This is a genomic window from Pseudoalteromonas sp. L1 (assembly GCF_021728095.1).
Classification (GTDB): domain Bacteria; phylum Pseudomonadota; class Gammaproteobacteria; order Enterobacterales; family Alteromonadaceae; genus Pseudoalteromonas.
This window is the reverse complement of record NZ_JAKKCT010000004.1, coordinates 285404-308635: the sequence shown is the minus strand read 5'-3', so window position 1 is coordinate 308635 and position 23232 is coordinate 285404. Positions and strand designations below refer to the sequence as shown.

General features: G+C 41.2%; 19 protein-coding genes. 14 read left to right on the top strand and 5 right to left on the bottom strand.

Translation table 11 applies throughout. The features are described 5' to 3' along the window. Positions 1-13: 13 nt before the first annotated feature. The 3 genes from ppx to L3V38_RS14315 all read right to left on the bottom strand — a co-directional run bounded on the left by ppx (position 14) and on the right by L3V38_RS14315 (position 4209). On the bottom strand, positions 14-1501 hold the full coding sequence (gene ppx, locus L3V38_RS14325; RefSeq protein WP_237119817.1) for an exopolyphosphatase: 1488 nt from the start codon (positions 1499-1501) through the stop codon (positions 14-16). After that, positions 1494-3581 (bottom strand): polyphosphate kinase 1, encoded by a 2088-nt coding sequence (gene ppk1 / locus L3V38_RS14320; RefSeq protein WP_237119816.1) that lies wholly within the window; start codon positions 3579-3581, stop codon positions 1494-1496. Before ppk1 ends, ppx begins: the two co-directional genes overlap by 8 nt. A gap of 121 nt (positions 3582-3702) precedes the next feature. Continuing rightward, entirely contained in the window at positions 3703-4209 is a 507-nt protein-coding gene (locus tag L3V38_RS14315) for an ACT domain-containing protein (RefSeq protein WP_062567215.1), read from the bottom strand. 331 nt (positions 4210-4540) lie between these two features. Between L3V38_RS14315 and L3V38_RS14310 the strand changes: the two genes are divergently transcribed. The 10 genes from L3V38_RS14310 to L3V38_RS14265 all read left to right on the top strand — a co-directional run bounded on the left by L3V38_RS14310 (position 4541) and on the right by L3V38_RS14265 (position 15376). Beyond that, a complete protein-coding gene (locus L3V38_RS14310) occupies positions 4541-6775 on the top strand; it encodes an ABC transporter permease subunit (protein ID WP_237119815.1) in 2235 nt (744 codons plus the stop codon). A 15-nt stretch (positions 6776-6790) separates the two neighbouring features. Next, complete coding sequence (gene pstA / locus L3V38_RS14305) at positions 6791-8440, top strand: phosphate ABC transporter permease PstA (RefSeq protein ID WP_130151575.1); 1650 nt, start codon at positions 6791-6793, stop codon at positions 8438-8440. 26 nt (positions 8441-8466) lie between these two features. After that, positions 8467-9294 (top strand): phosphate ABC transporter ATP-binding protein PstB, encoded by an 828-nt coding sequence (pstB, locus tag L3V38_RS14300; protein WP_062567218.1) that lies wholly within the window; start codon positions 8467-8469, stop codon positions 9292-9294. 46 nt (positions 9295-9340) lie between these two features. Next, positions 9341-10042, top strand: coding sequence for a phosphate signaling complex protein PhoU (gene phoU / locus L3V38_RS14295; RefSeq protein ID WP_062567219.1), 702 nt, complete (start codon positions 9341-9343; stop codon positions 10040-10042). A gap of 151 nt (positions 10043-10193) precedes the next feature. Beyond that, the gene (locus L3V38_RS14290; RefSeq protein WP_130151576.1) at positions 10194-10871 is read left to right on the top strand and encodes a TIGR00153 family protein; all 678 of its coding nucleotides are present in this window, start codon (positions 10194-10196) and stop codon (positions 10869-10871) included. Positions 10872-10913: 42 nt separating this feature from the next. Continuing rightward, positions 10914-12182, top strand: coding sequence for an inorganic phosphate transporter (locus tag L3V38_RS14285; RefSeq protein WP_130151577.1), 1269 nt, complete (start codon positions 10914-10916; stop codon positions 12180-12182). An 85-nt stretch (positions 12183-12267) separates the two neighbouring features. Further along, entirely contained in the window at positions 12268-13194 is a 927-nt protein-coding gene (locus L3V38_RS14280) for a hydrogen peroxide-inducible genes activator (RefSeq protein ID WP_237119814.1), read from the top strand. Between the two features lie 131 nt (positions 13195-13325). Further along, positions 13326-13868 carry an RNA polymerase sigma factor gene (locus L3V38_RS14275; protein WP_062567223.1) on the top strand — a complete coding sequence of 181 codons (543 nt, stop codon included), beginning with the start codon at positions 13326-13328 and terminating at the stop codon, positions 13866-13868. Continuing rightward, the gene (locus tag L3V38_RS14270; RefSeq protein WP_237119813.1) at positions 13861-14460 is read left to right on the top strand and encodes a hypothetical protein; all 600 of its coding nucleotides are present in this window, start codon (positions 13861-13863) and stop codon (positions 14458-14460) included. The genes L3V38_RS14275 and L3V38_RS14270 overlap by 8 nt, the downstream gene beginning before the upstream one ends. Position 14461: 1 nt before the next feature. Beyond that, positions 14462-15376: a hypothetical protein gene (locus tag L3V38_RS14265; protein WP_130151580.1), complete on the top strand. Its 915-nt coding sequence runs from the start codon at positions 14462-14464 to the stop codon at positions 15374-15376. Between the two features lie 31 nt (positions 15377-15407). On the opposite strand, the gene L3V38_RS14260 is transcribed toward L3V38_RS14265, so the two are convergent. Continuing rightward, positions 15408-15611 carry a hypothetical protein gene (locus tag L3V38_RS14260; protein ID WP_062567226.1) on the bottom strand — a complete coding sequence of 68 codons (204 nt, stop codon included), beginning with the start codon at positions 15609-15611 and terminating at the stop codon, positions 15408-15410. A gap of 230 nt (positions 15612-15841) precedes the next feature. Next, on the bottom strand, positions 15842-18352 hold the full coding sequence (locus L3V38_RS14255; protein ID WP_130151581.1) for an EAL domain-containing protein: 2511 nt from the start codon (positions 18350-18352) through the stop codon (positions 15842-15844). A 214-nt stretch (positions 18353-18566) separates the two neighbouring features. Between L3V38_RS14255 and queA the strand changes: the two genes are divergently transcribed. From queA to secD, 4 genes are all read left to right on the top strand, one after another. Then, positions 18567-19598 carry a tRNA preQ1(34) S-adenosylmethionine ribosyltransferase-isomerase QueA gene (gene queA, locus L3V38_RS14250; RefSeq protein WP_130151582.1) on the top strand — a complete coding sequence of 344 codons (1032 nt, stop codon included), beginning with the start codon at positions 18567-18569 and terminating at the stop codon, positions 19596-19598. 252 nt (positions 19599-19850) lie between these two features. Continuing rightward, a complete protein-coding gene (tgt, locus tag L3V38_RS14245; protein ID WP_058583935.1) occupies positions 19851-20978 on the top strand; it encodes a tRNA guanosine(34) transglycosylase Tgt in 1128 nt (375 codons plus the stop codon). Positions 20979-21007: 29 nt separating this feature from the next. Then, positions 21008-21346, top strand: coding sequence for a preprotein translocase subunit YajC (yajC, locus tag L3V38_RS14240; protein WP_062567230.1), 339 nt, complete (start codon positions 21008-21010; stop codon positions 21344-21346). Positions 21347-21368: 22 nt separating this feature from the next. Next, a complete protein-coding gene (secD, locus tag L3V38_RS14235) occupies positions 21369-23228 on the top strand; it encodes a protein translocase subunit SecD (RefSeq protein WP_130151583.1) in 1860 nt (619 codons plus the stop codon). The last annotated feature ends 4 nt before the right edge of the window (positions 23229-23232 follow it).

The following is a 23232-nucleotide window of genomic DNA, read 5'->3' as shown; positions in this document are numbered from 1 at the left end:
CCTATTAATCTGCTTAATGAAAATCGAGTAAAAAGCCGACCTTTTTGAGGTATTTTTGCTCTTGCTGTAAGTCAGCCAAAAGCAAGGTATGTTCTTTAAGCCAGTTAGTATTAAATTTTAAGAACATACTATTTTGCTTGGCTGTGATTTCAAGTTTAAAACCTTGATCGGTTGTGCGTTTTTGATTCAGTAGTACTGCTAAGCGCAAAATCACAATGAGCCGTAATATTTCATAATGCTGCATGGTATGCAGTGTAGGGAACTCGTCCAAACGAATTTTTTTACGGTAAAAGCGGATCATACAACTTAGTAGAATTTGTTGTTGCTGCGTAAAGCCAGGTAATTGGCTATTCGCTACGATATATGCACTGTGTTTATGTAATCCCGACGAATTAACCCCTAAGCCAATTTCATGTAATTGCGCAGCCCAATCCAGTAGATTTATGTAGTCAGGGTCGGTAAGTTGCCAAGCTTCTTTGACTTGTTCTAACAGCCACTTTGCGGTTGTCGATACGCGAATAGCGTGTTCTTTATCTATGGCGTTGCGCTCAGATAGGTTCGCTATGGTATTCGTGCGAATATCTCTATGGGCGAGCTTTTGCTGCATTTCATGAAGCAAGCCTTCACGAAGTGAAAAGTCGCTGTATTGCATCGTTTTTATCTTAAATAGCCTGAATATGGCAATTAAAATAGCTAAACCACCACAAATACTGACTTGTCGCTCAGCTGTGAGACCTTCAATGTGTAGTGCGGGTATTTGTTTAGCAGCAATGAACTGAGTTTTTAGCTCTAATAATCGTTCTAATGTAATTAGCTCTTGCTCGGTATTATTGGCATTAATCATGGCAAGGATAGATTTAATCGTGCCCGATGTACCCACCACGGACTGCCAGCCTGCCGATAAGTAGTTTGCAAATATCACTTCGAGTTCTTGTTCAGCACGAACCTCAGCTTTGGCAAAGCGCTTAGCGGTAATTTGCCCATCTGCAAAAAACTGCTTGGTATAGCTGACACAGCCCATATTTCGACTCGCCAGTAATGTGTGCTTAAAGTGTTTGCCAATGATGAGTTCGGTACTGCCGCCACCGATATCAATGACTAAGCGGTTATCATCGTGATGGATGTAATGAGCAACACCTTGATAAATTAAACGCGCTTCTTCTTGCCCTGATATTACTTCGATTGGATATGGAAACACTTTACTCGCTTGGGTTAGGAACGAATGAATATTTTTAGCACGGCGTAATGTGTAAGTGGCGGCTACTTTGACATTCTCAAGGGGGAAGTCCTGTAAGGTAGTGGCGAATTGATTAAGAATGGCCAGTGCACGTTCAATAGCTGCTTGGCTTAAGTGATTTTTATCATCTAAACCATCAGCTAAATAAACACGTTGCTTTTCTTTATGTAAGATTTGCAAAGAGCCATCAACCTCTCTTGCCACCACTAAATGAAAACTGTTTGAGCCTAAGTCAACGGCAGCAATAGAGGAATAATCATTCATTATTATAGTTACTTTCCCATTTTTTGAGGTGGTCATAAATAGCTATTTGCGAACGTATTTTCTTACGATTGCCACGGCGCACATAGCTGTTTTTTTGTTCGCTATCGATTATGCGCGCTTTAGTTCTATCTTTAAACTGTAGCTCAAGAATATCAATAATGAGCTGCTTTAATTTTGCATCATATATTGGTGTGGCCACTTCAACACGGTGGTCGAGGTTTCGGGTCATCCAATCGGCTGAGGAAATATAGACTTTCTCCTTGCCATTATTGTGAAACACCATTACCCGGGGATGCTCTAAGAAGCGGTCTACAATACTGATAATACGAATATTATCATTGCCACTAAGTGATGACGGAACTAAAGAGCACATGCCACGTACAATAATGCGTATCTTTACCCCACGCCTTGCGGCGAAATAAAGATGATCAACGAGTTCTTTATCGACAAGGTTATTGATTTTTAATGTAATTCGACCCGTTTTACCCTGCTCAGCATGAGTTATTTCTTTATTGATCAATGAGGTGATTGTTTCTCTGGCATTGACAGGTGAAATCATCAAGTGATCGAATTGGAATGGTTTGTAACTACTTTCAATAAACCTAAATACGCTGTCAGATTCTTCCGTTATGCCCTCATGCTTAGTAAACAAACTAAAGTCGGTATAAATTTTTGCGGTTTTTTCATGGAAGTTACCCGTACCAATGTGCGCGTATTTAACGATGTTATGCTTTTCTTTGCGATGAATGACGCATAATTTACTGTGTACTTTTAAAGCAGGGATACCAAAGATAACTTTAATACCTGCATTACTGAGCGTTTTCGCCCATTCGATATTATTTTGTTCATCAAAGCGCGCTTTGAGCTCTACCATTACCGTGACGTGTTTACCGTTTTTTGCTGCATTTATTAGCGTAGAAACAAGGCGAGACTGGCTGGCTACACGATAAATGTTGACCTTAATCTGTGTGACATCAGGGTCAAAAGCTGCTTGGCGCACAAACTCAAGTAAATGATTAAAGGTGTGATAGGGGTAATAAAGTAAAATATCTTGTTCTGAGATGGCATCAAACACACTCGAGTGATTAGTAAAAGCAGTGCTTTGTAATGCGGGCAGGGGCTTGTTTTCTAAATACTGACGGCCCACATTAGGAAAGGCGATAAAATCACGGAAGTTACGATATCGACCCCCTGGGATCAATGCATCATGTTGACTTATATTAAGGCGCTTTTTCATCACTTTAAGCATGTCATCAGGCATACTTTCGTCATAAACGAGGCGCACAGGCTCGGCAGAAATTCGCTGTTTCAGGCCTTTCGACATTTTGTCGAGTAAACCTTCTTCAAGCTCATCATCTAAGTTGTATTCAGCATCGCGGGTGAGTTTTATGGCGTAGCATTGAATATCATCAAAACTAAAAAAGCTGCTAAACACATCGCGAATGAAATAAGCGATGATGTCATCTAGCATCACAATGGTTTTGTGACGGCGTGTTTTTTCGGGTGGCAAAATAACAAAGCGAGACACGCGATCTGTGGGAACTTCTAGCATCGCGTAATGACTTTTTTGATTCGTCATTTCGACAAACAAATAGGTCATGGTGTCGTTTATTTGATCTGAGTAGTCTTTCTTTTCAGAGAGTAAAATCGGCAATATATATTGCAGCACATTGTCGTGAAAAAACTTTTTAAGCCAGGTTACGTGAAATTCAGATAGTTTTTCAGGGAGTTCTACGTGAATATTGTGCTCATTTAAATCATTTAAAATATCTTTATGAATCTGATTAAATTTTTTGCCAAGCTGTAGCACTTTGCTTTGGATCTGATGAAGTAAAATCTCATCTTCTTCAAAGTTCGCATCAGGAATTTTATTAAGTAAAATTCGCCGTTTCACATCCGCAACACGTACTCTGAAAAACTCATCCATGTTATTTGAATAAATGCCTAAAAAGCGCATGCGTTCAATAATTGGGTTGGATTTATCTTTTGCTTCTTGTAGCACGCGCTCATTAAAAGATAGCCAGCTCAGTTCTTTGGCGAAATAACTCATTGCTGGTGATGAGGAAGGGGTGGCATTCATCTGATTTCTCAAATATCTATTATTAAATAAAAGATAGAGGATACAGATGACACAAGTATGACAAGCGTGTCAGTTTTGTGACACGCTTAATCTAGCTTAAGTTGTAGAAGTGGTACTTGGTTTAAGCATCCTCAATATCAACAATCAAGTCAGTGGTAATTGACTCAAGCGCTGTTATTACTTCATCTTTGTTCATGCCTACAGGCAAGGCGACCGTTGCAACAGCACTAAAAATAGGGACTCCCCAGTTCGGTGCGCTCTGCTGTTTTGAGTTCAGATGTGTAATGTTTGCACCTTTATGGCGTATTACACTGGCGAGCTCTTGTACGATTCCAGGTCTATCGTTGCCTGTTATTACAAAATTAATTTGCTCCGTTGAGACCTCTGGAAGAATATCTGAACCACGCTCGATTCGCACTTCTAAATGAGGTAGACCGTGCAAAGCATCTTGTAGTTCTTGTAAATGCTCCTCTGGTACAGCAGCTTCGATAATGCCTGCAAAGTGACCTGCTAAATGACTTAAATTACTCGATAGCCAATTGCCGTGATGGCTTAAAATTGTGGCCGAAATATCTTCAACGAGCCCCGGTTTATCGGGACCAAGTATGGTGATTACTAACTGCTTCATGCTTAAATCTCTATAAAATGCCTCTGAAAAAAATGAAAAAGGAGGGAGGCTTTGGTTAAAATGATTCTTATTATTGAAAAATAAGTCATATTGAGTATTGATGCTGTTTGAGTATTTGTCCAATTTTTTTCATATAGTTATAAAAGATTAGTTATAACAAAATCTTAGTCAAAGACATTGAACTTTCTTATGGCACGATTTAAGCCATACTTTAAAAAGATGTTAACTCCCCAAATAAAGTCGTTTATTACACTCAATTATGACGTTTGTAACAATACTGTCATCTTGGTGAAATATAATCCGCCCAACGTTAAGATTTAAGGGTGTTTTGATGACTTCCAATCCGAGTAAACCGACCTTTCATACGGATAGAAGCCGTCTATTTAAAGACAGGTTTGCCAAATGGGGTATTTCCGCAGGTGGTGTAATGGTGCTGATAGCACTGTTACTTATTTTCTTTTACCTTCTTTATGTTGTTCAGCCTATTTTTGAGTCAGCAAAAGTGGAAACACGTAACAGTGTGAAGCTAACGAATGCGTCTCAAGTTGTAGGGTTGGGCATGGAGGAGCAAACCGAAGTTGCTTTCTTACTAGGTGAAACAGGTAATGTGGACTTTTACAATATTGAAAAAGACCACTTTGGTAAGAAGATCACCACTCTTAATACAGAATTACCAAGCGATGTGAGCAGTTTTGCAAGCTCAGCACCGTTTCAAGGTCAATACGCTTATGGTCTTGAAAATGGCTCTGTGGTTGTCGTAGCGCCAAAGTTTTTAGTCACGTTTCCGAATAATCAGCGCCAGTTAACACCGCGTTTAGATTATCCTTTAGGTGACATTGCCCTTGAGGTTGATGAGCAGGGTGCGGCGATTACTAAATTTGCATTTAGCCACTATGAAGATAAAACTGCGGTTGTTGCTTTAACGGCTGACAAGCGCGTTTTATTTAGCAGCTTTGTGGGTGAAGAAAATATGTTCACAGGCGAAGTTGAGTGGGTTGTTGAGCGTACTGAGCTTGATATTGAAGGACGTGTTGATGAGCTATTAATTTCGCCAGATACAACGCGTACATTCGTTCGCTCTGCAAATCAAATTTATGTTTACGATACGCGTTACCCTTCAGAGGTTGAGCAAATCCAATTGCTTGCTGCAAATGAAGAGAACGCAAATCTTGTTTCAACTCAGCTATTAGCTGGTGCTAACTCGTTAATGCTTGCTAATGATAATGGCGAAGTCTCACAGTGGTTTGAAGTAAATACAGAAGATGGCCGTGAATTTAAAAAGATTCGTGCTTTTGAAACCAGTAAACAGTCTAAGTTAAATATTTTTACTGAATTTTATCGTCGTACTTTCTTCACCGCAGGTGCTAACGGTGAGTTAGGTATTTATTACACCACAAGTGATGCAAAACTGTGGCAAGGTAAAGTAAGTGACGGCCCAATTCAAAACTTTGCAATTGCACCACGCTCAAATGCTGCGCTTATTTTAGCGGATGATGCATTAAAAGTTGTAGAAATCCACAATGAACACCCTGAGGTGACTTGGTCTGCACTATGGCAAGAAGTATGGTACGAAGGCTACCCAGAGCCAGGTTATATCTGGCAATCAACCTCTGCCAGTGATGATTTTGAATCTAAGTTTTCATTGGTACCCATTTCATTTGGTACGATTAAGGCAGCGTTATATGCCATGCTATTTGCCGTGCCAATTGCACTTTCTGCGGCAATTTATACAGCCTACTTTATGTCGAGCGAACTACGTAAAGTGGTTAAGCCGACGGTTGAAATCATGGAAGCACTACCAACGGTAATTCTTGGTTTCTTAGCTGGTCTTTGGTTGGCACCATTAATTGAAGAGCACTTACCAGCGATTATCGGTTTATTAATTCTTTTACCATTAGGGATTTTATTAACTGCTTTTGGTTGGAATAAGTTACCGAACTCAATTCGTCATCGCATTCCAGAAGGTTCACACTCTATTCTATTGATTCCAGTCGTGTTATTCATTGGCTGGTTATCATTTGCTATGAGCGGCACAATTGAACTTTGGATGTTTGATGGTAATGTGCGTCAATTTCTGACTAACGAATTAGGCATGACATTCGACCAACGAAATTCACTTGTTGTGGGGATCGCAATGGGCTTTGCTGTCATTCCGACTATTTTCTCTATTGCTGAAGATGCCGTATTCAGTGTGCCTAAGCACTTATCAAATGGCTCTTTAGCGCTTGGAGCTACGCAATGGCAAACCCTTGTTCGTGTTGTGTTATTGACAGCCAGCCCTGGTATTTTCTCGGCGGTGATGATGGGACTTGGTCGGGCGGTAGGCGAGACCATGATTGTACTGATGGCTACAGGTAATACACCAATTATGGATTGGAGTATTTTCCAAGGGATGAGAACCCTTGCAGCGAACATAGCAGTAGAAATGCCAGAATCTGAGGTAGGTAGTTCGCACTATCGAATTCTATTCTTAGCAGCGTTTGTATTATTCATATTCACATTTATTTTCAACACAGTGGCTGAGTTTGTACGTCAGCAACTGCGTGATAAATATAGTTCAATGTAGGTGGAGAGACACGACATGGTAAAGCAGTGGTTTAAGTCTGGTTCTCCTTGGATTTGGATGACCGGCGGTGCGGTTAGCATCAGTTTAATCTCGGTTCTTGGCTTATTAGCCATGATTGCTTGGAAAGGTTTAAGCTTTTTCTGGCCATCAGAAGTTGTGCAGCTTGAGTTACAGGGTTCTGTAGCCAAGCAAACGGTAATTGGTGAAATTTATGACCGTGAACTTGTTCCAAAATCTCGTATTGAAGCGACGGGCGTTGATTTATCTCATTACGAAAAAGACGAGTTAGAGCGATTATTAATTAAAACCGGTAACCGTGAGTACGTTGATCTGGATTTCCGTTGGGTATTGGAAACGGATATTCAATCGCGTACTGCACCTGCTGCATTAGCGGTATTTGAACGCAGTAAAAATGGTAATTTTTACGGTTATGTCGAGCAGGTTTTTAAAGATGGTGAAGTGATTACTGAAAATAAAGTTGAAGTACTTTATGAGCTTGTGGAGCGTGCAGTTGAGTTAAATGACCAAGCACTGGATCTACAAAATGGCGACATTGGTCACATTAACTATGAACTTGAGCGTTTACGTTTAAAAGAAAAAGCATACCAGCTTGATAATGAACTTACCGATGAGCGTGTCGCTGAGCTTGCACAAGCACGTGCTGAACTTCGTGCTGAGTATTCAGAACTTGAAAAGCAATTATTTGCACTACGTAAAGAAGCAAAACGTGATCAGGTTACAGTTAAAGACATGCGTGGTGAAGTGGTGACTTTACCTCTTTATCAGGTGCTTGATGTATGGTTCCCGAATGACATGGGTTTCTTTGCTAAGCTTGGTCATTACTTTGCGCAACTAGGTAAGTTTGTATCAGATGACCCACGTGAAGCGAACACGGAAGGGGGGGTATTCCCTGCCATTTTCGGTACTGTTTTTATGGTACTATTAATGGCTGTTATTGTGACACCATTTGGCGTTGTTGCTGCAATTTATTTACACGAATACGCTGCGAAAAATGCAGTAACTAAGATGATCCGTATCGCGGTAATCAACCTTGCGGGTGTACCATCAATTGTTTACGGTGTATTTGGTCTAGGCTTCTTCGTATACATGTTAGGTGGCAGTATTGACCAACTATTTTACCCAGAATCATCGCCAAGCCCTGTATTTGGTACACCGGGTGTAATTTGGTCTGCATTAACCTTAGCGATTTTAACGTTACCTGTTGTTATTGTCTCAACAGAAGAAGGTTTATCACGTATTCCTAGTACAGTACGACATGGCTCATTGGCTCTTGGCGCAACTAAAGCAGAGACGCTTTGGCGTATCATCATTCCAATGGCAAGCCCTGCGATTATGACAGGTTTAATCCTAGCGGTTGCACGTGCGGCCGGCGAAGTAGCACCACTCATGCTGGTAGGTGTTGTGAAGATGGCACCAACATTACCACTTGACGGTAACTTCCCATATGTACATTTAGATAGAAAATTTATGCACTTAGGTTTCCACATTTATGATGTTGGTTTCCAAAGCCCTAACGTAGAAGCGGCACGTCCGCTGGTATATGCGACGGCATTCTTACTGGTATCAGTAATTATCGCCCTGAATATCACTGCGATTGGTATTCGTAACCATTTACGCGAAAAGTTTAGAGCTCTTGAGCATTAATACAGAATTTTTATAGGTAGACAGAAATGATTACAGTTGCACCACAGGTAAACCAAGCAAAAAGCGCGGCAAAACTCGATTTAGATAATCTAACGGCTGAACAAAAAGCATTAGAGATTAAAAACTTAGATCTATACTACGGTGATAAGCAAGCGCTAAGTGGCGTAAATATGAATATTCCGAAAGGTCAAGTAACCGCGTTTATTGGGCCATCAGGTTGTGGTAAATCAACACTTTTACGTTGTATCAATCGAATGAATGATTTGGTTGATAGCTGTCGTATCGAAGGCGAAATTTTGCTTCAAGGCCATAATATCTATGACAAAAACGTCGATGTTGCAGCGCTTCGTAGAAATGTCGGAATGGTTTTCCAACGTCCGAATCCATTTCCAAAATCAATCTACGAAAATGTTGTTTATGGCCTACGCTTACAAGGTATCAAAGAAAAGCGTAAATTAGACGAAGTGGTTGAACAGTCTTTGCGCGGTGCAGCGTTGTGGGACGAAGTGAAAGACCGCTTACACGATAGTGCATTTGGTTTGTCTGGTGGTCAGCAACAACGTCTAGTTATTGCTCGCTCAATCGCTATTGAACCTGAAGTACTTCTTCTGGATGAGCCAACGTCAGCACTTGATCCAATTTCGACGTTAGTGATCGAAGAGCTAATTAATGATTTAAAGAGCAAGTTTACCGTTGTTATTGTTACTCATAACATGCAACAAGCTGCACGTGTATCTGATCAGACAGCGTTTATGTACATGGGTGAGCTGATTGAGTATTCAGATACCAACACGTTATTCACGACGCCAACTAAGAAGAAAACTGAAGACTACATCACTGGCCGTTACGGCTAGCAACTGCCTAGCTTAGTGAACGTCAACGAATTTATAGAGGTAGACAATGGAACATAACATTAATAAACACATTTCAGGTCGCTTTAATCAAGAGCTTGAGAATGTGCGCAACCATGTTTTAAACATGGGTGGTCTAGTTGAGCAGCAACTAAATAGCGCATTAGATGCAGTAAGCAATGGTGATGCAGAACTTGCGCAAAAAGTGCGTGAAAATGACTATAAAGTTAATGCGATGGAAGTGAACATTGATGAAGAGTGCACGCGTATTATTGCTCGTCGTCAGCCAGCTGCCAGTGATTTACGTTTAGTCATTGCCATAGCCAAAACCATTGCTGATTTAGAGCGTATTGGTGATGAAGCAGAACGGATTGCAAAAGTTGCTTTAGATTCATTCACTAAAGACCAGCAAGACTTATTAGTAAATATTGAAAATATGGGTCGTCTAGTATCAAAAATGCTTCACGATGTACTTGATGCATTTGCTCGTATGGATGTGCAATGTGCGTTTGAAGTACACAAAGAAGATGCCAAAGTTGACCGTGAATATGAAGCTATTACACGTCAAATTATGACATATATGATGGAAGACCCACGCTCAATCCCAAAAATTATGGATTTAGTATGGTCTGTACGTTCTTTAGAGCGTATTGGCGATCGTTGTCAAAACATTGCTGAATACATTATCTATTTTGTTAACGGCAAAGATATTCGTCATACATCTCAAGAGGATATAGAAAAGTCGCTGTAAATTATCCGCTACTTTTCAATATTTAACCGAGCGGCCCAGTGGCCGCTTTGTCTATTATTGGTTATGTAAGGCAGAAAAAGCGTTCACAATCGAACACAATGCTGTAAAATTCGAACCTGCCAAAGCATACTAATTTATTAAAGGGTCAGTTATGCCTACAAATGCATTTTTAGGGGTATTTGCTAAATCTCCTATTAAGCCTATGGAAGATCACATTAAGAAAGTACATCAAGCAAGTAAGGCCTTGATCCCTTTCTTTAATCACGTTTTTAAAGAAGAGTGGAAAGAAGCGGAAGAAATCCGTCTAAACATTCGTAATTTAGAGCGTGAAGCGGATGATATGAAACGTGATATTCGCCTTCAACTACCGCGTGGCTTATTTATGCCAGTCGAGCGTACCGATTTACTTGAACTTGTTACTCAACAAGACAAAATAGCGAATAAAGCGAAAGATATTGCAGGGCGTGTCGTTGGTCGAGAAATGACTATTCCTGCTGAAATTCAAGAAGATTTCCTTGCTTATGTTGTTCGCTGTGTTGATGCAACTAAACAGGCATCAAAAGCAATTAATGAGCTAGATGAGCTATTAGAAACGGGCTTTAAAGGTCGTGAAGTTACTTTAGTTGAAAAAATGCTCGTTGAGTTGGACGCAATTGAACAAGACACGGATGACATGCAAATTAAAATACGCCGTCAATTGCGCGCCGTCGAAAATGAACTTAACCCTATTGATGCAATGTTCTTATACAAGATCATTGAATGGGTTGGCGACTTAGCTGATATTGCTGAGCGCGTAGGTTCTCGTCTTGAGCTGATGTTAGCTCGATAATTTAAAATCAGTTCAAATACGAAAAATTAAAGGTTTCACACAATGGATATCATTGCAAATTACGGCACGTTTTTAGTTTTAATTGCCGCAGCAGTCGGTTTCTTCATGGCTTATGGTATTGGCGCGAATGATGTAGCTAATGCGATGGGTACATCAGTAGGTTCAAAAGCACTTACTATTAAACAAGCAATCATCATTGCCATGGTGTTTGAATTCGCAGGTGCTTATCTTGCCGGTGGTGAGGTAACCTCTACCATTCGTAAAGGTATTATCGACGCGGCGCCATTTGCAGACATACCTGAGCTTATGATTCTTGGTATGATCGCCGCATTATTTGCTGCTGGTAGCTGGTTATTGATTGCCTCTTTCCTTGGCTGGCCAGTATCGACTACTCACTCAATTATCGGTGCTATTATAGGCTTTGCGCTTGTTGCGGTAGGTAGCGAAGCAATTCAGTGGAATAAGGTAATGGGCATTGTAGGTAGTTGGATTGTCACGCCTGCAATTTCAGGCTTTATTGCTTACCTCATTTTCATGAGTGCGCAAAAGCTCATCTTTGATACCGATGCACCACTTAAAAATGCCAAGCGTTATGTGCCTGTATACATGGGTCTTGCGGGCTTCATTATGTCACTTGTTACAATCAAGAAAGGCTTGAAGCATATTGGTATTAACTTAGGTGCCGTTGAAGGCTATGCGCTTTCAATCGCCATTGCGGTCGTGGTTGGTATTATCGGTAAGTTTGCGATTTCGCGTCTTAAAATCGACCCTAAAGCTGACAAGAAAATGCAGTTCAACAACGTTGAGAAAGTGTTCGCAGTACTGATGGTACTAACAGCATGTTGTATGGCATTCGCACATGGTTCAAACGACGTTGCTAACGCGATTGGTCCACTTGCTGCTGTTGTTAATATTGTGGAGCACAACGGTGAAATCGCGAAGAAAGCGGCTATCGCATGGTGGATTTTACCGTTAGGCGGCTTAGGTATCGTTGCTGGTCTTGCTATTTTGGGTAAGAAAGTAATTAAAACAATTGGTGAAGGTATCACTCACTTAACACCAAGCCGTGGTTTTGCTGCTGAACTAGCTGCTGCTTCTACAGTTGTTATCGCTTCAGGTACGGGTTTACCTATCTCGACGACACAAACGCTGGTTGGTGCGGTATTAGGTGTTGGTATGGCACGTGGTATTGCGGCACTTAACATGGGTGTTGTAAGAAACATTGTAGTTTCTTGGGTAATTACATTGCCAGTTGGCGCAGCCCTTGCTATTGTTATTTTCTACGTACTGAGAACTGCCTTTGGGGTATAAAAAAGTACTAACAGACTTTTAGCTTGAAAAGATCTCAATGCCCTAGGTATTGGGGTCTTTTTATTTGCAGGTAGTAAAAAAGAGTATGAATAACTTACCAAGTATTAAACAACTACAGTATTTACTAGCAGTCCATCAATATCAGCATTTTGGTCGTGCTGCGAGCGCGTGTTTTATTGGCCAATCTACATTAAGTAGTGCTATTCAAAATCTAGAGGAAACTCTGGGTTGTCAGTTGATTGAGCGAGAAAATCGCAGCTTAATGTTCACGGCAATCGGTGAAGAGGTCGTCGAGAAAGCACGTAAAATCATTGATGATACTTTAAGTTTAAAAGAGCTAACGAAAAGCTTCCTCACCCCCTTAAGTGGCACGTTGACATTAGGGGTTATTCCTACCATTGCCAGTTTTATTGCAGCGCCTTTGTATCATTTCTGCAAGCAAACCTTTACCGAGTTAGAGTTAATTTTGGTTGAGGATACCAGCGATAAATTACTTGATAAGTTAGAGCATGGGCAAATTGATATGGCACTGCTCGCATTGCCGTACGATACTGAAAAATTTCACACCCAAGTGCTTGCCAAAGATCACTTCAGCTTAGTGCACCATAAAGATTACACGCCAGCTAATGGTGTTGAAGATTTTAATTTACTACCCGATGCCAGTGTCTTTTTATTAGAACGTGAGCATTGTATGACAGGCCATGCATTAAGTGCTTGCCATCTAAATCGCTCAAGCTGTATTAACCCGTTTGAGGCAGCAAGCTTACACACTTTACTTAGTATGGTAGAGCATCAACTTGGTGTTACCTTCTTACCACAAATGGCGATCAATGCGGGCATTTTAGATAAGAAAGAGATGGTCGCAACACCTTCACAAGCTGATGCCTATCGTGACATAGGTATTGTGTGGCGAAAAACCACTGGGCGTATTAGGGACTTCAGACTATTTAGTCAACAGTTGGAGTTATTTCTTAATAAGCAATGTAGCTTAGACGGTCAATGTAACGAATAATAAAGAACCCCAAATAAAGAACCCCAAATAAAAATTTGGGGTTTTTTATTATTTAAACAAACTATTTTTTTCCTTCCCTCGACTAACATAATAACAAAACCATTAAAGGCAGATCAGATGACGAGGCTAGTGTGTTTTTTCAATCACTTGAAACATTAATTGCCAAGGCGCAACAGGGCAATAAACGAGCGTGGTTGAAATTAGTCAAACAACACGAAACACAGGTATATAACTATTGCTTACGGATGTTAAGCCATCCTGATGATGCAATGGACTTGATGCAAGAAGTATTTATTTCTGTGTACAAGAGTTTACCGAGCTTTCGTGGTGAATCGAGTTTCAATACTTGGCTTTATCAAATCGTGCACAGGCGTAGTGTTGAATATTATCGCCGTCGTAAACTGCATCAAAGCTTGGATGGTGTGCCAGAAGAAAGTTGTGAGCATAGCGAATTAGAGACTAATCAATTGCAATACCAGCAGCATCATGAACTCAAAGAGATGATGAACAATTTACCCTGGGAGCAACGTTTGGTTGTGGAGTTAAAATTTTTTCAGCACTGTACATTCGAAGAGATAGCTGAGCAATTAGGTATTTCGACCAATACCGCTAAATCAAGACTATACAGTGCATTGGGCAAGTTAAAAGTGCATTTGGAGGCCGTAGATGGCTAATTTAGATTCATTATTTACCGCATGGTTAGAAGGTGAAAACCTGACAGACGAACAAATTGAATTGTTACAAGCCAATGCTGAGTATGCATTAATGATGAACAATGCAAGTAAGTGGCAACAGCAAAGCCAAGAGTATGAAACAGTACCCGTTCCTCACTGGGACAGAGAATCAAGCATGCCAAAAGTACAAAAATCGCATCTGTTTTTTGGTTCAGGGATGTGGGCGATGGCTGCCTCAATTGCATTATGTGCTTGGCTATTTATGAGCAATCCGCAACAAGGAAATCAGCAGTTACTTGAACAAGTGGCAAAGCAAACGAATTTGTTAGAGTCGCAGCAAAAGCAAATTGATCAGTTACAAAATATTTTAACGGCGCAAAACCAAGTACAGCAGCAACATATGTATCAACTAGCCAAAGAAGCAATCAAAACAGGGCGAATAGAGCGCCAAGAAGATATTGCCAGCGTGCTTGCGTATATCAAAACGCAGCGTGCTCAAGACCAAGCATATTTGCGTATGCAGTTGAATGATTTAGCAGAGCAAGTGGACGGCAGGCCATTGCCAACCGTTGCCAACAATGTGGAGTATTAAAATGTCAAAGAACATGATAACCAGCGCAGTGCTATTGTTATGTGGTATAGCAGTCAACCCTGTGTCTGCCCAAAGTACTGAAGAGTTAGATCGAATCCAGCGTGAAGTCGGGATCATGGAAAAAATCCTAACAGCGGCTCTAAAGCAGGATACAGATAACAAAGTCAGAAATGTCTCAGCAAGTTATTTACAGCACCAAGGTGTGGTATTTAGCTTTGACGTGCGAAGCCATTCTCGCTGGTCAAGTGTATTCGCATCCGTGCCCGATGCACCACTTCCGCCGCTGCCTGACATTGACTTTGAAGAGATCAGCGAAATTGAAGTATTAGGTGAACATGTACAAGTTATTAGCGATGCCGTTGTTGTTAAAACGCAAGAAGCCTATCAACACGCGATGGAGGTGATGCGTGAAAGCGCAGAGCGTGTGCGCGAAGTTGCAGAGCAAGAGCGTGATGTTAGTCGAGAAATTCGTGATCTTGAGCGTGAAAAACGTGACCTTGAGTTTGATCGCCGCCACGATAAAGATGCCAAAGAACAAGAGCTTGAACAGCGCAAAAAAGAGCTGCAAGCATCAATTAAGGAGCTGGAAAAACAGCAGCAAAAGTTGTCTTTACAGCAACAAGCAATGCGTAAAGAGTTAGCGGAAAAAAAACAAGCACGTATTACAGAGCAAAAACAGCAGTTGGCAGAGCTTACACAGCGGGTGGATAAAAGCTTGTCACTGACTTTATGTGATTACGGTAGTGGATTAAGAACCCTGCCGAATGATGAACATGTTAGTTTTATTATTCGTGGTATTAGCGAAAATAAGGGCGAACAAATTAAAGTGTTTAAAAAATCAGACATTAAAAAATGTGTGGTGGGTGATATTAAAGCAGATGCCTTACTTAATCGCGCAACTCAGTATGAGTTTTAAAGTGGTAAAAACCTTACTAACAAAAAGCAGCCTATAGTGGCTGCTTTTCATCCATTGTAAAAGGTTTTAAGTTAGGTAAGAAGAGTAAGTAAACCCATACAACCAGATTAAAGTAGGGCACTAGCCCTAAGCTTGTGAATACTTTAACTGGGTACCCCTTAAAAGTTGCATTACGGTAACATTGATAAGCTATCCCTAGGTTAATGATCAGCAACAAAACGATTAATTGTGTCATCACTTTCTCCTTTATACCGATAATACATGAACTTAACGATGTTAAGTTATTTTCAGTATGTATAATCTAATAATTAATGTCATGTTTTTTGGGTTGTATCACCATAAAAGCGTGACATTTTGTGTTGGTGTGAATTAATTATAGATGAGTATTATCAGGATGAAAGTTAAAAAACCAATAAAATTGTTTAAAAATGTATCAATTTTAGGTGCGCGTTTGCTAGCTAGTTGTTAGCTAAAAAGTTTATCCGTAGATATTCTTTCAAGCTCGCTATTAATTTTTTCAACAGGTACTGGACGGGCAATAAAGTAACCTTGCCCGTAATCGATGCCTATTTCTTTTAGTGCTAAAAATATTTCTTTATTTTCAACATATTCAGCAACTGAGCGCTTATCTAGAGAGCGGCTAATATCATTAATTGCTTTCACTAACGCTAAATCGATGGGGTCGTTGAGCATGTCACGTACAAATGATCCATCAATCTTAACATGCTGTGCGGGTAGTTGTTTAAGGTAGTTAAAGGTACTAAAACCTGTACCAAAATCATCAATAGAGAAATGACAGCCTAAACTATTAAGGCGTTCTATCATTGCTCTGGTTGCGGCTAGATTATTAATACTGGCTGATTCAGTGATCTCAAAAATAATACGCGTTGGCTCAACGTTGTATTCTGCTAAGCTTGATTCGATATGTGGTAATAAGCGCTCATCTAAAAATGATTGCGCCGATAAGTTAATGGCGATTTGATTCAGCTCAGGGTACTCGGCAACACTTTTAATTGCATTTTTAATAACGCACTGATCCATCAAATACGTATCATTAAGTAGCTCTAATGCTGGAATGAATTGATTAGGGTAAACCAGTTCATCATTCAGCTTTAAACGTAATAAGGTCTCAAAATAGGCTACATGGCTACGTTTAAAGTCCCATATTGGCTGATAATGAAGCTCAATTGAATCATGCTGCAGTGCTTGGCGAATACTATGTCCCCACTCTAAACCCGCTTGCAAGTTATTATGGCTGCTGTCTTCTTTTGAGTAGCAATGCACTAAATTTCGGCCTAGGCTTTTTGCTACATAAAGCGCAATATCAGCTTGTTTAAGGCACTCGCTTGGGTCGTTGTTTTGTGCAGTAATCTGCGTCAGACCAATTGAACAGCTAATTGAGTAAACATGTCCTTCAGAATGGAATTGATGCTTTTCAATCGCCATACAAATACTTTCTGCGACTAAGTGAGCATCGAGCAGGGTCGTATTTTTCAATATAACTGCAAATTCATCACCGCCAATACGGCACACTAAGTGCTCTTCGCTAATATTGGCTGTAAATAACTGAGCCACTTCTTTTAAAACAATATCACCTTGCTGATGACCTTTACTGTCATTGATGATTTTAAAGTGATCTAGGTCGATGTATATCAGTGCGTGCTCTACATCGTTATTGGTATATTTAGCTTGGCAAATACGTTGTAATTGCTGGTCAAAGTAGTAACGGTTATGCAGCTCAGTTAATGTATCATGTAGGGCTAAGTGGCGTAATTGTAACTCAGCTTGTTTGCGTTCATGAATATTATCTATCGTCGCCGTGATGGTGGCTGAGTTGCGGCTATTTTTGATCAGTTGCATACGGCACTCAACCCAAATAGCATTGCCATTTTTATGCTTAAGTTGTATTTCAACTTGCTGCTGTTGTGCGCCGCCATGCAAAATGCTTTGCACTGTATCTTGTAATTTGTGTTGGCACTCAGGTAGGCAAAAGTCAGCAAGCGACTTCGCTAAACTTGATTTTATACCGTAGCCAGTCAGGCTTTCCCATGCCGGGTTTATAAAGCGAATATGGCCTTGTTGATCAAACTCAAGCACAACAGTATTAAGGTGAAGCAAAATACGTTGGTGAGCTGAAAACAGTTCTTTATAACGGCTTTGGCTTTGACTTAATTGCTCCACTTTTTGAGCAAACTCAGCATAACTCACCATAAAGTCTTCACGTCGCGCTGCATGATCACACACTTTACTCAATAAAGACTGATCATAAGGCGCACGAATAAAATCAGTAACGCCAGAAAGTAACAACTGCTCCGCGTAATCCGCATCATTGTTATCAATGATGGTGACGATCGCCTGTTTTGGATTATGCTGCAAAATTTCACTAATTAACGTGCCAGCAGGATCAGACTGAGACTGAGTTGCATCAATCAACACAATTGCAAACTTTTGCTGTAAGTAAGTAGCAAGTGCTGTTTTTGTCGACGTTGTATGCGTCACTGCAAAGCTCAATTTAAGTTGCTCAGTAATGCTGTGCGCTTTGCTGTTATCAGTTTCGAGAAGTAATAAATTAAGCCGACTACTTTTTTCTAAATGAGTTGAAAGCACATTCGCTAACACTTGTGGCAGCATATCTTGGCGTTCAAATGGTAATACAGCATCAATACCGTAACTGCGAGCTGTGGTCTCAGCAATACGCTCACAATAAATCGGCGGCGTAAGTAAAATGGGGGTATTTTTCGGTGTTTTTAATAGCCCAGAGCGGATCATGCGAGAGAAGCGCCAACCGTCTATTTTTCCGACTTCAAGACCTGTAATTATAATATCCACAGGGTGAGTTTTGAGGATTTTTAACGCGTCTTGAGAGTCATTTACTTCAATAAACGAAAAGACGTTAAGTTTATTGAGTGTTGACTTAATTGTCTCACGTTCTGCAACGCTAGCGTTTAAAATTAGCAGTTTCAACTGCTTTGCCATGGCGCTACTACCTCTTAACTTAACCCATGTTTAATGAATAAGTTAGAATAATGACATTTTGTCTAATCTACAAGCAAACTTTACCTAAAATGGCTAATAAGCCTGTTAAAATTGCACGACTTTTACCCTAGGTCAATATGCGCTTGGGTTTGCTTGAGGTAGTGAGCGTATCAGAGTAAACTTGGCGCGTTTTTATTTATAAGAGATACACTCTATGCGCGTGGCCGACTTTAGCTTTGACCTTCCAGATGAATTAATTGCTCGTTTTCCGAAAGCGGACCGTACAAGCAGTCGTTTACTCACGCTTGATGGCCCATCCGGTCAAGTAGAGCACAAAGTATTTAGCGATATTTTATCGCTTGTTAATGAAAATGACCTATTGGTTTTTAATAACACCAAAGTGATCCCTGCGCGTATGTTTGGGCAAAAAGAGTCAGGTGGTAAGCTTGAAGTGTTGGTTGAGCGTGTACTCGACGAGCACCGTGTGCTTGCGCATGTGCGAGCTAGCAAATCGCCAAAACCAGGCTCAAAAATCATTCTTGAAGGTAAGGCAGAAGCAACCATGGTTGCACGTCATGGCGAGCTTTTTGAGCTTGAATTTGCCAAAGACGAAAATGTCCTTGATATCCTAAACGACATCGGCCACATGCCATTACCACCTTATATTGACCGCCCTGATAACGAGTCAGATCGTGAGCGCTACCAAACGGTTTATGGTGAAAAGCCTGGTGCTGTTGCCGCGCCTACTGCAGGCCTGCATTTTGATGACAAATTAATGGCCGCTTTAAAAGAGAAAGGCATTAATATGGCATTTGTGACCTTGCATGTCGGTGCGGGTACATTCCAGCCTGTGCGCGTTGACTCAGTTGATGAGCATGTAATGCACTCAGAGTACATTGAAGTACCTGATGATGTGGTTAAAGCGGTAGCCGAAACCAAAGCAAAAGGCGGTCGCGTCATTGCCGTAGGTACTACATCAGTACGCTCGTTAGAATCTGCTGCTAAAGTACATGGCGGTAAACTTGATACTTACTTTGGTGATACCGATATCTTTATCTACCCAGGTTATCAGTTCAATGTGGTTGATGCCATGGTAACAAATTTCCACTTGCCTGAATCAACGTTAATCATGCTAGTCAGTGCCTTTGCAGGCCAAGAGAACATAATGGGTGCTTACCATACGGCGATTAAAGAACAGTATCGTTTCTTTAGTTATGGCGATGCCATGTTCTTAACGCGCAAATAAGCGTTAGTCATCTTATCACCCCGTAAAAAGCCCAGCATTTCACTGGGTTTTTATTTTTAACCATTCTTACTAAGTTATGTGTTGATATGAAGCCTCAGTGCGACGCTGAATTCTGCATCGTGGGAAGAGTTTAGCTAGCGGGCTTTTTATTTTCGAATTTAGCCCAATTAATAGTAATAAACCTGCAAACAGGGTAGAATCGAGCGGTTAAATTATAGCTTGTTGGACTGTTTTTCCGACACTGAGGATAATATGAAATTTGAATTAGACCGCACTGACGGTAAAGCGCGCCGCGGCCGCTTGATTTTTGAGCGTGGTGTAGTAGAAACACCCGCATTTATGCCTGTAGGTACTTACGGCACTGTAAAAGGTATGACGCCTGACGAAGTGAAAGATACTGGCGCGCAAATCTGCCTAGGTAACACTTTCCACTTAATGCTGCGTCCTGGCACAGAAATCATTAAGCAACACGGTGACTTACACGATTTTATGAATTGGGATCGCCCAATCCTAACTGATTCAGGCGGTTTCCAAGTATTCAGCTTAGGCGCAATGCGCAAAATCACCGAAGAAGGCGTGATGTTTAGCTCACCAGTAAATGGTGAAAAAATCATGCTTTCGCCAGAAAAAGCGATGCAAGTTCAGCGCGATTTAGGCTCTGACATCGTGATGATTTTTGACGAATGTACGCCATACCCTGCCACTGAAAAAGAAGCAAAAGATTCGATGGAGTTATCACTTCGTTGGGCTAAACGCTCAAAAGAAGGCCATGGTGATAACCCTGCTGCGCTATTTGGTATTATTCAAGGTGGTATGTACCCTGAGCTTCGTGCACAATCACAAAAAGGCCTAGAAGAAATCGGCTTTGATGGTTATGCATTAGGTGGTTTATCGGTCGGTGAGCCGAAAAACGAGATGATCAATATTCTTGATCACTGCGCGTACAAAATGCCTGAAGACAAGCCTCGTTACTTAATGGGCGTTGGTAAACCGGAAGACTTAGTTGAAGCGGTTCGCCGTGGTATCGACATGTTTGACTGTGTAATGCCTACGCGTAATGCCCGTAACGGCCACTTATTCGTTACTGGCGGCATTGTTAAAATCCGTAATGCCGTACATAAAACAGACACCGGTCCATTGGATCCTGAGTGTGATTGTCATACATGTAAAAACTATTCACGTGCATACTTGCATCATCTTGATAAATGTAATGAAATCTTAGGCGCACGACTAAACACGATTCATAACTTACGTTATTATCAGCGCGTGATGGAAGGCTTACGTAATGCCATCAGTAATGGCAAACTAGACGAATTTGTTGCAGATTTTTATGCACGCCGCGGCCAAGAAGTGCCAGAGCTTGCAGATACATCAGATTAAATTTTTAGAAAAATTAAAGAGGAAGAGAAATGAGTTTATTCATCTCAAACGCCCACGCAAGTGCGGCAGGTGCAGCACCAGCAGGTGGTGGCATGGAAATGCTAATCATGCTAGGTATTTTTGGTTTGGTATTTTATTTCTTAATCTACCGTCCACAAGCTAAGCGTGTAAAAGAGCATAAAGCCCTAATGAGTGCGATGGCGAAAGGCGACGAAGTACTCACGCAAGGTGGCTTAGTGGGTAAGATTACTAAAATCGCTGATGATAAAGACTTCATCGTGATTTCATTAAACGATCAAGCTGAAGTAACAGTACAAAAATCAGCTGTTTCTTCAGTATTGCCAAAAGGCACTATGAAGTCGCTATAACAATAAAAATAAGGACTCACACGTGTTAAACAAGTTTCCATTATGGAAGTATTTACTTGTTCTTGTAGTGTTAGTCGTTGGTATTTTATATGCCTCACCTAACTTGTATGGCCGTGATCCGGCCATACAAGTATCAGGCACTAAAGGTACTGATGCTGACCTCAGCGTACTCGACAAAGTAAATGCGACCCTCAAAGAACATAACGTTACTGTTAAATCAAGCAAACTTGAAGACGGACAGATCCTCGTTCGTTTTAAGAATGTTGAAGAGCAACTAAAAGCGCAAGACCTACTGCGTGATTCCCTTAGTGAAGATTACATCTCAGCAATCAATATGGCACCAGCTCAACCTGAGTGGTTAAAAGCATTGGGCGGTAACCCAATGAAGCTAGGCCTAGATTTAAGCGGTGGTGTTCACTTTACTATGGAAATCGACATGGCGACGGCGGTTGATACTCAGCTTGAGCAAATGGAACAAGATTTTAAAAGTGACTTGCGCGAAGAAAAGCTACGTTATCGCACCATTCGCCGCGTAGCAAATAGCGATCGTGTCCGAGTTGAAATGCGTAACGAAGAAGACAAAGATGCGGCAGAACGTTTCTTATCAACCCGTTACCCACTGAATGTTTATATTGATGATAGCAGCAGTGATAACGCTTTTTACGCCAGTATGAGCGAACAAAAGCTTAAAGAAATTCGTGACTACGCTATCAAGCAAAACGAAACAATCATTCGTAATCGTATTAACCAAATCGGTGTTGCAGAGCCTAACGTACAGCGCCAAGGTGCTGAGCGTATTATCGTGCAATTACCAGGGGTTCAAGATACAGCCCGTGCAAAAGAAATTCTGGGTGCAACAGCAACACTAGAATTCCGTGAAGTAGACGAAAATGCAGATGCAAGTGCCGCTATGCAAGGTCGTGTACCGCCAGGCACAGAAGTGATTATGGCACGTGAAGGTTATCCTGTAGTGCTGAAAAAACGCATCATCCTTGAAGGTAGCCATATCACGGGCGCGCAATCAGGTATGGATGAATATCAGCGTCCACAAGTAAGCATTAGCTTAGATAGTAAAGGCGGCGCAAAAATGAATGCCTTCACTAAGCGTGCTATCGGCAAACGCATGGCAACGGTATTCATTGAATACAAGCCATCAGGTAAAACAGACGAAAATGGTAAAGCACTGCCACCAATTAAAGTGGAAGAAGTCATTAACGTGGCAACGATTCAAGCCCGTCTTGACCGTTCATTCCGTATTACTGGTATCGATAACCCTGCTGAAGCACATAACTTAAGCCTATTACTTCGTGCCGGTGCTTTAGTTGCGCCAATTCAAATCGTTGAAGAGCGCACAGTAGGTCCAAGCTTAGGTCAAGAGAATATCGAAGCGGGTATGACTGCGGTTGCACTTGGCTTTGCGTTCGTACTTGTGTTTATGCTTGCTTACTACAAAGGCTTTGGCATGGTCGCTAATATTGCCCTAGGTGCTAACTTAGTGCTAATTGTGGGTGTTATGTCATTAATACCAGGTGCAGCGTTAACGCTACCGGGTATTGCAGGTATTGTACTGACAGTCGGTATGGCGGTTGATGCCAACGTACTGATCTTTGAACGTATTCGTGAAGAACTTGCTGATGGCCGTAGCCCGCAACAAGCCGTTCATTTTGGTTACGACAGCGCATTTAGCACCATTTTCGATGCTAATATCACAACACTTATTGCTGCAGTGATCCTGTTTGCAGTGGGTACCGGCCCAATTGCTGGTTTCGCAGTAACACTTGCGATTGGTATTATCACCTCTATGTTTACAGCCATTGTTGGTACCCGTGCGGTCATCAACTTATTCATTGGCGGTAAGCGTATTGATAAGTTGTCGATTTAGGAGT

What these genes read in the sequence shown, in the direction of transcription:
- L3V38_RS14310 (WP_237119815.1), top strand. Translation starts at nt 4,541, where the DNA reads ATGACTTCCAATCCGAGTAAACCGACCTTTCATACGGATAGAAGCCGT.
- L3V38_RS14280 (WP_237119814.1), top strand. Translation starts at nt 12,268, where the DNA reads ATGAATAACTTACCAAGTATTAAACAACTACAGTATTTACTAGCAGTC.
- L3V38_RS14260 (WP_062567226.1), bottom strand. Translation starts at nt 15,611, where the DNA reads ATGACACAATTAATCGTTTTGTTGCTGATCATTAACCTAGGGATAGCT.
- phoU (WP_062567219.1), top strand. Translation starts at nt 9,341, where the DNA reads ATGGAACATAACATTAATAAACACATTTCAGGTCGCTTTAATCAAGAG.
- L3V38_RS14270 (WP_237119813.1), top strand. Translation starts at nt 13,861, where the DNA reads ATGGCTAATTTAGATTCATTATTTACCGCATGGTTAGAAGGTGAAAAC.
- L3V38_RS14255 (WP_130151581.1), bottom strand. Translation starts at nt 18,352, where the DNA reads ATGGCAAAGCAGTTGAAACTGCTAATTTTAAACGCTAGCGTTGCAGAA.
- pstA (WP_130151575.1), top strand. Translation starts at nt 6,791, where the DNA reads ATGGTAAAGCAGTGGTTTAAGTCTGGTTCTCCTTGGATTTGGATGACC.
- tgt (WP_058583935.1), top strand. Translation starts at nt 19,851, where the DNA reads ATGAAATTTGAATTAGACCGCACTGACGGTAAAGCGCGCCGCGGCCGC.
- ppk1 (WP_237119816.1), bottom strand. Translation starts at nt 3,581, where the DNA reads ATGAATGCCACCCCTTCCTCATCACCAGCAATGAGTTATTTCGCCAAA.
- queA (WP_130151582.1), top strand. Translation starts at nt 18,567, where the DNA reads ATGCGCGTGGCCGACTTTAGCTTTGACCTTCCAGATGAATTAATTGCT.
- L3V38_RS14285 (WP_130151577.1), top strand. Translation starts at nt 10,914, where the DNA reads ATGGATATCATTGCAAATTACGGCACGTTTTTAGTTTTAATTGCCGCA.
- L3V38_RS14290 (WP_130151576.1), top strand. Translation starts at nt 10,194, where the DNA reads ATGCCTACAAATGCATTTTTAGGGGTATTTGCTAAATCTCCTATTAAG.
- L3V38_RS14265 (WP_130151580.1), top strand. Translation starts at nt 14,462, where the DNA reads ATGTCAAAGAACATGATAACCAGCGCAGTGCTATTGTTATGTGGTATA.
- ppx (WP_237119817.1), bottom strand. Translation starts at nt 1,501, where the DNA reads ATGAATGATTATTCCTCTATTGCTGCCGTTGACTTAGGCTCAAACAGT.
- L3V38_RS14315 (WP_062567215.1), bottom strand. Translation starts at nt 4,209, where the DNA reads ATGAAGCAGTTAGTAATCACCATACTTGGTCCCGATAAACCGGGGCTC.
- pstB (WP_062567218.1), top strand. Translation starts at nt 8,467, where the DNA reads ATGATTACAGTTGCACCACAGGTAAACCAAGCAAAAAGCGCGGCAAAA.
- yajC (WP_062567230.1), top strand. Translation starts at nt 21,008, where the DNA reads ATGAGTTTATTCATCTCAAACGCCCACGCAAGTGCGGCAGGTGCAGCA.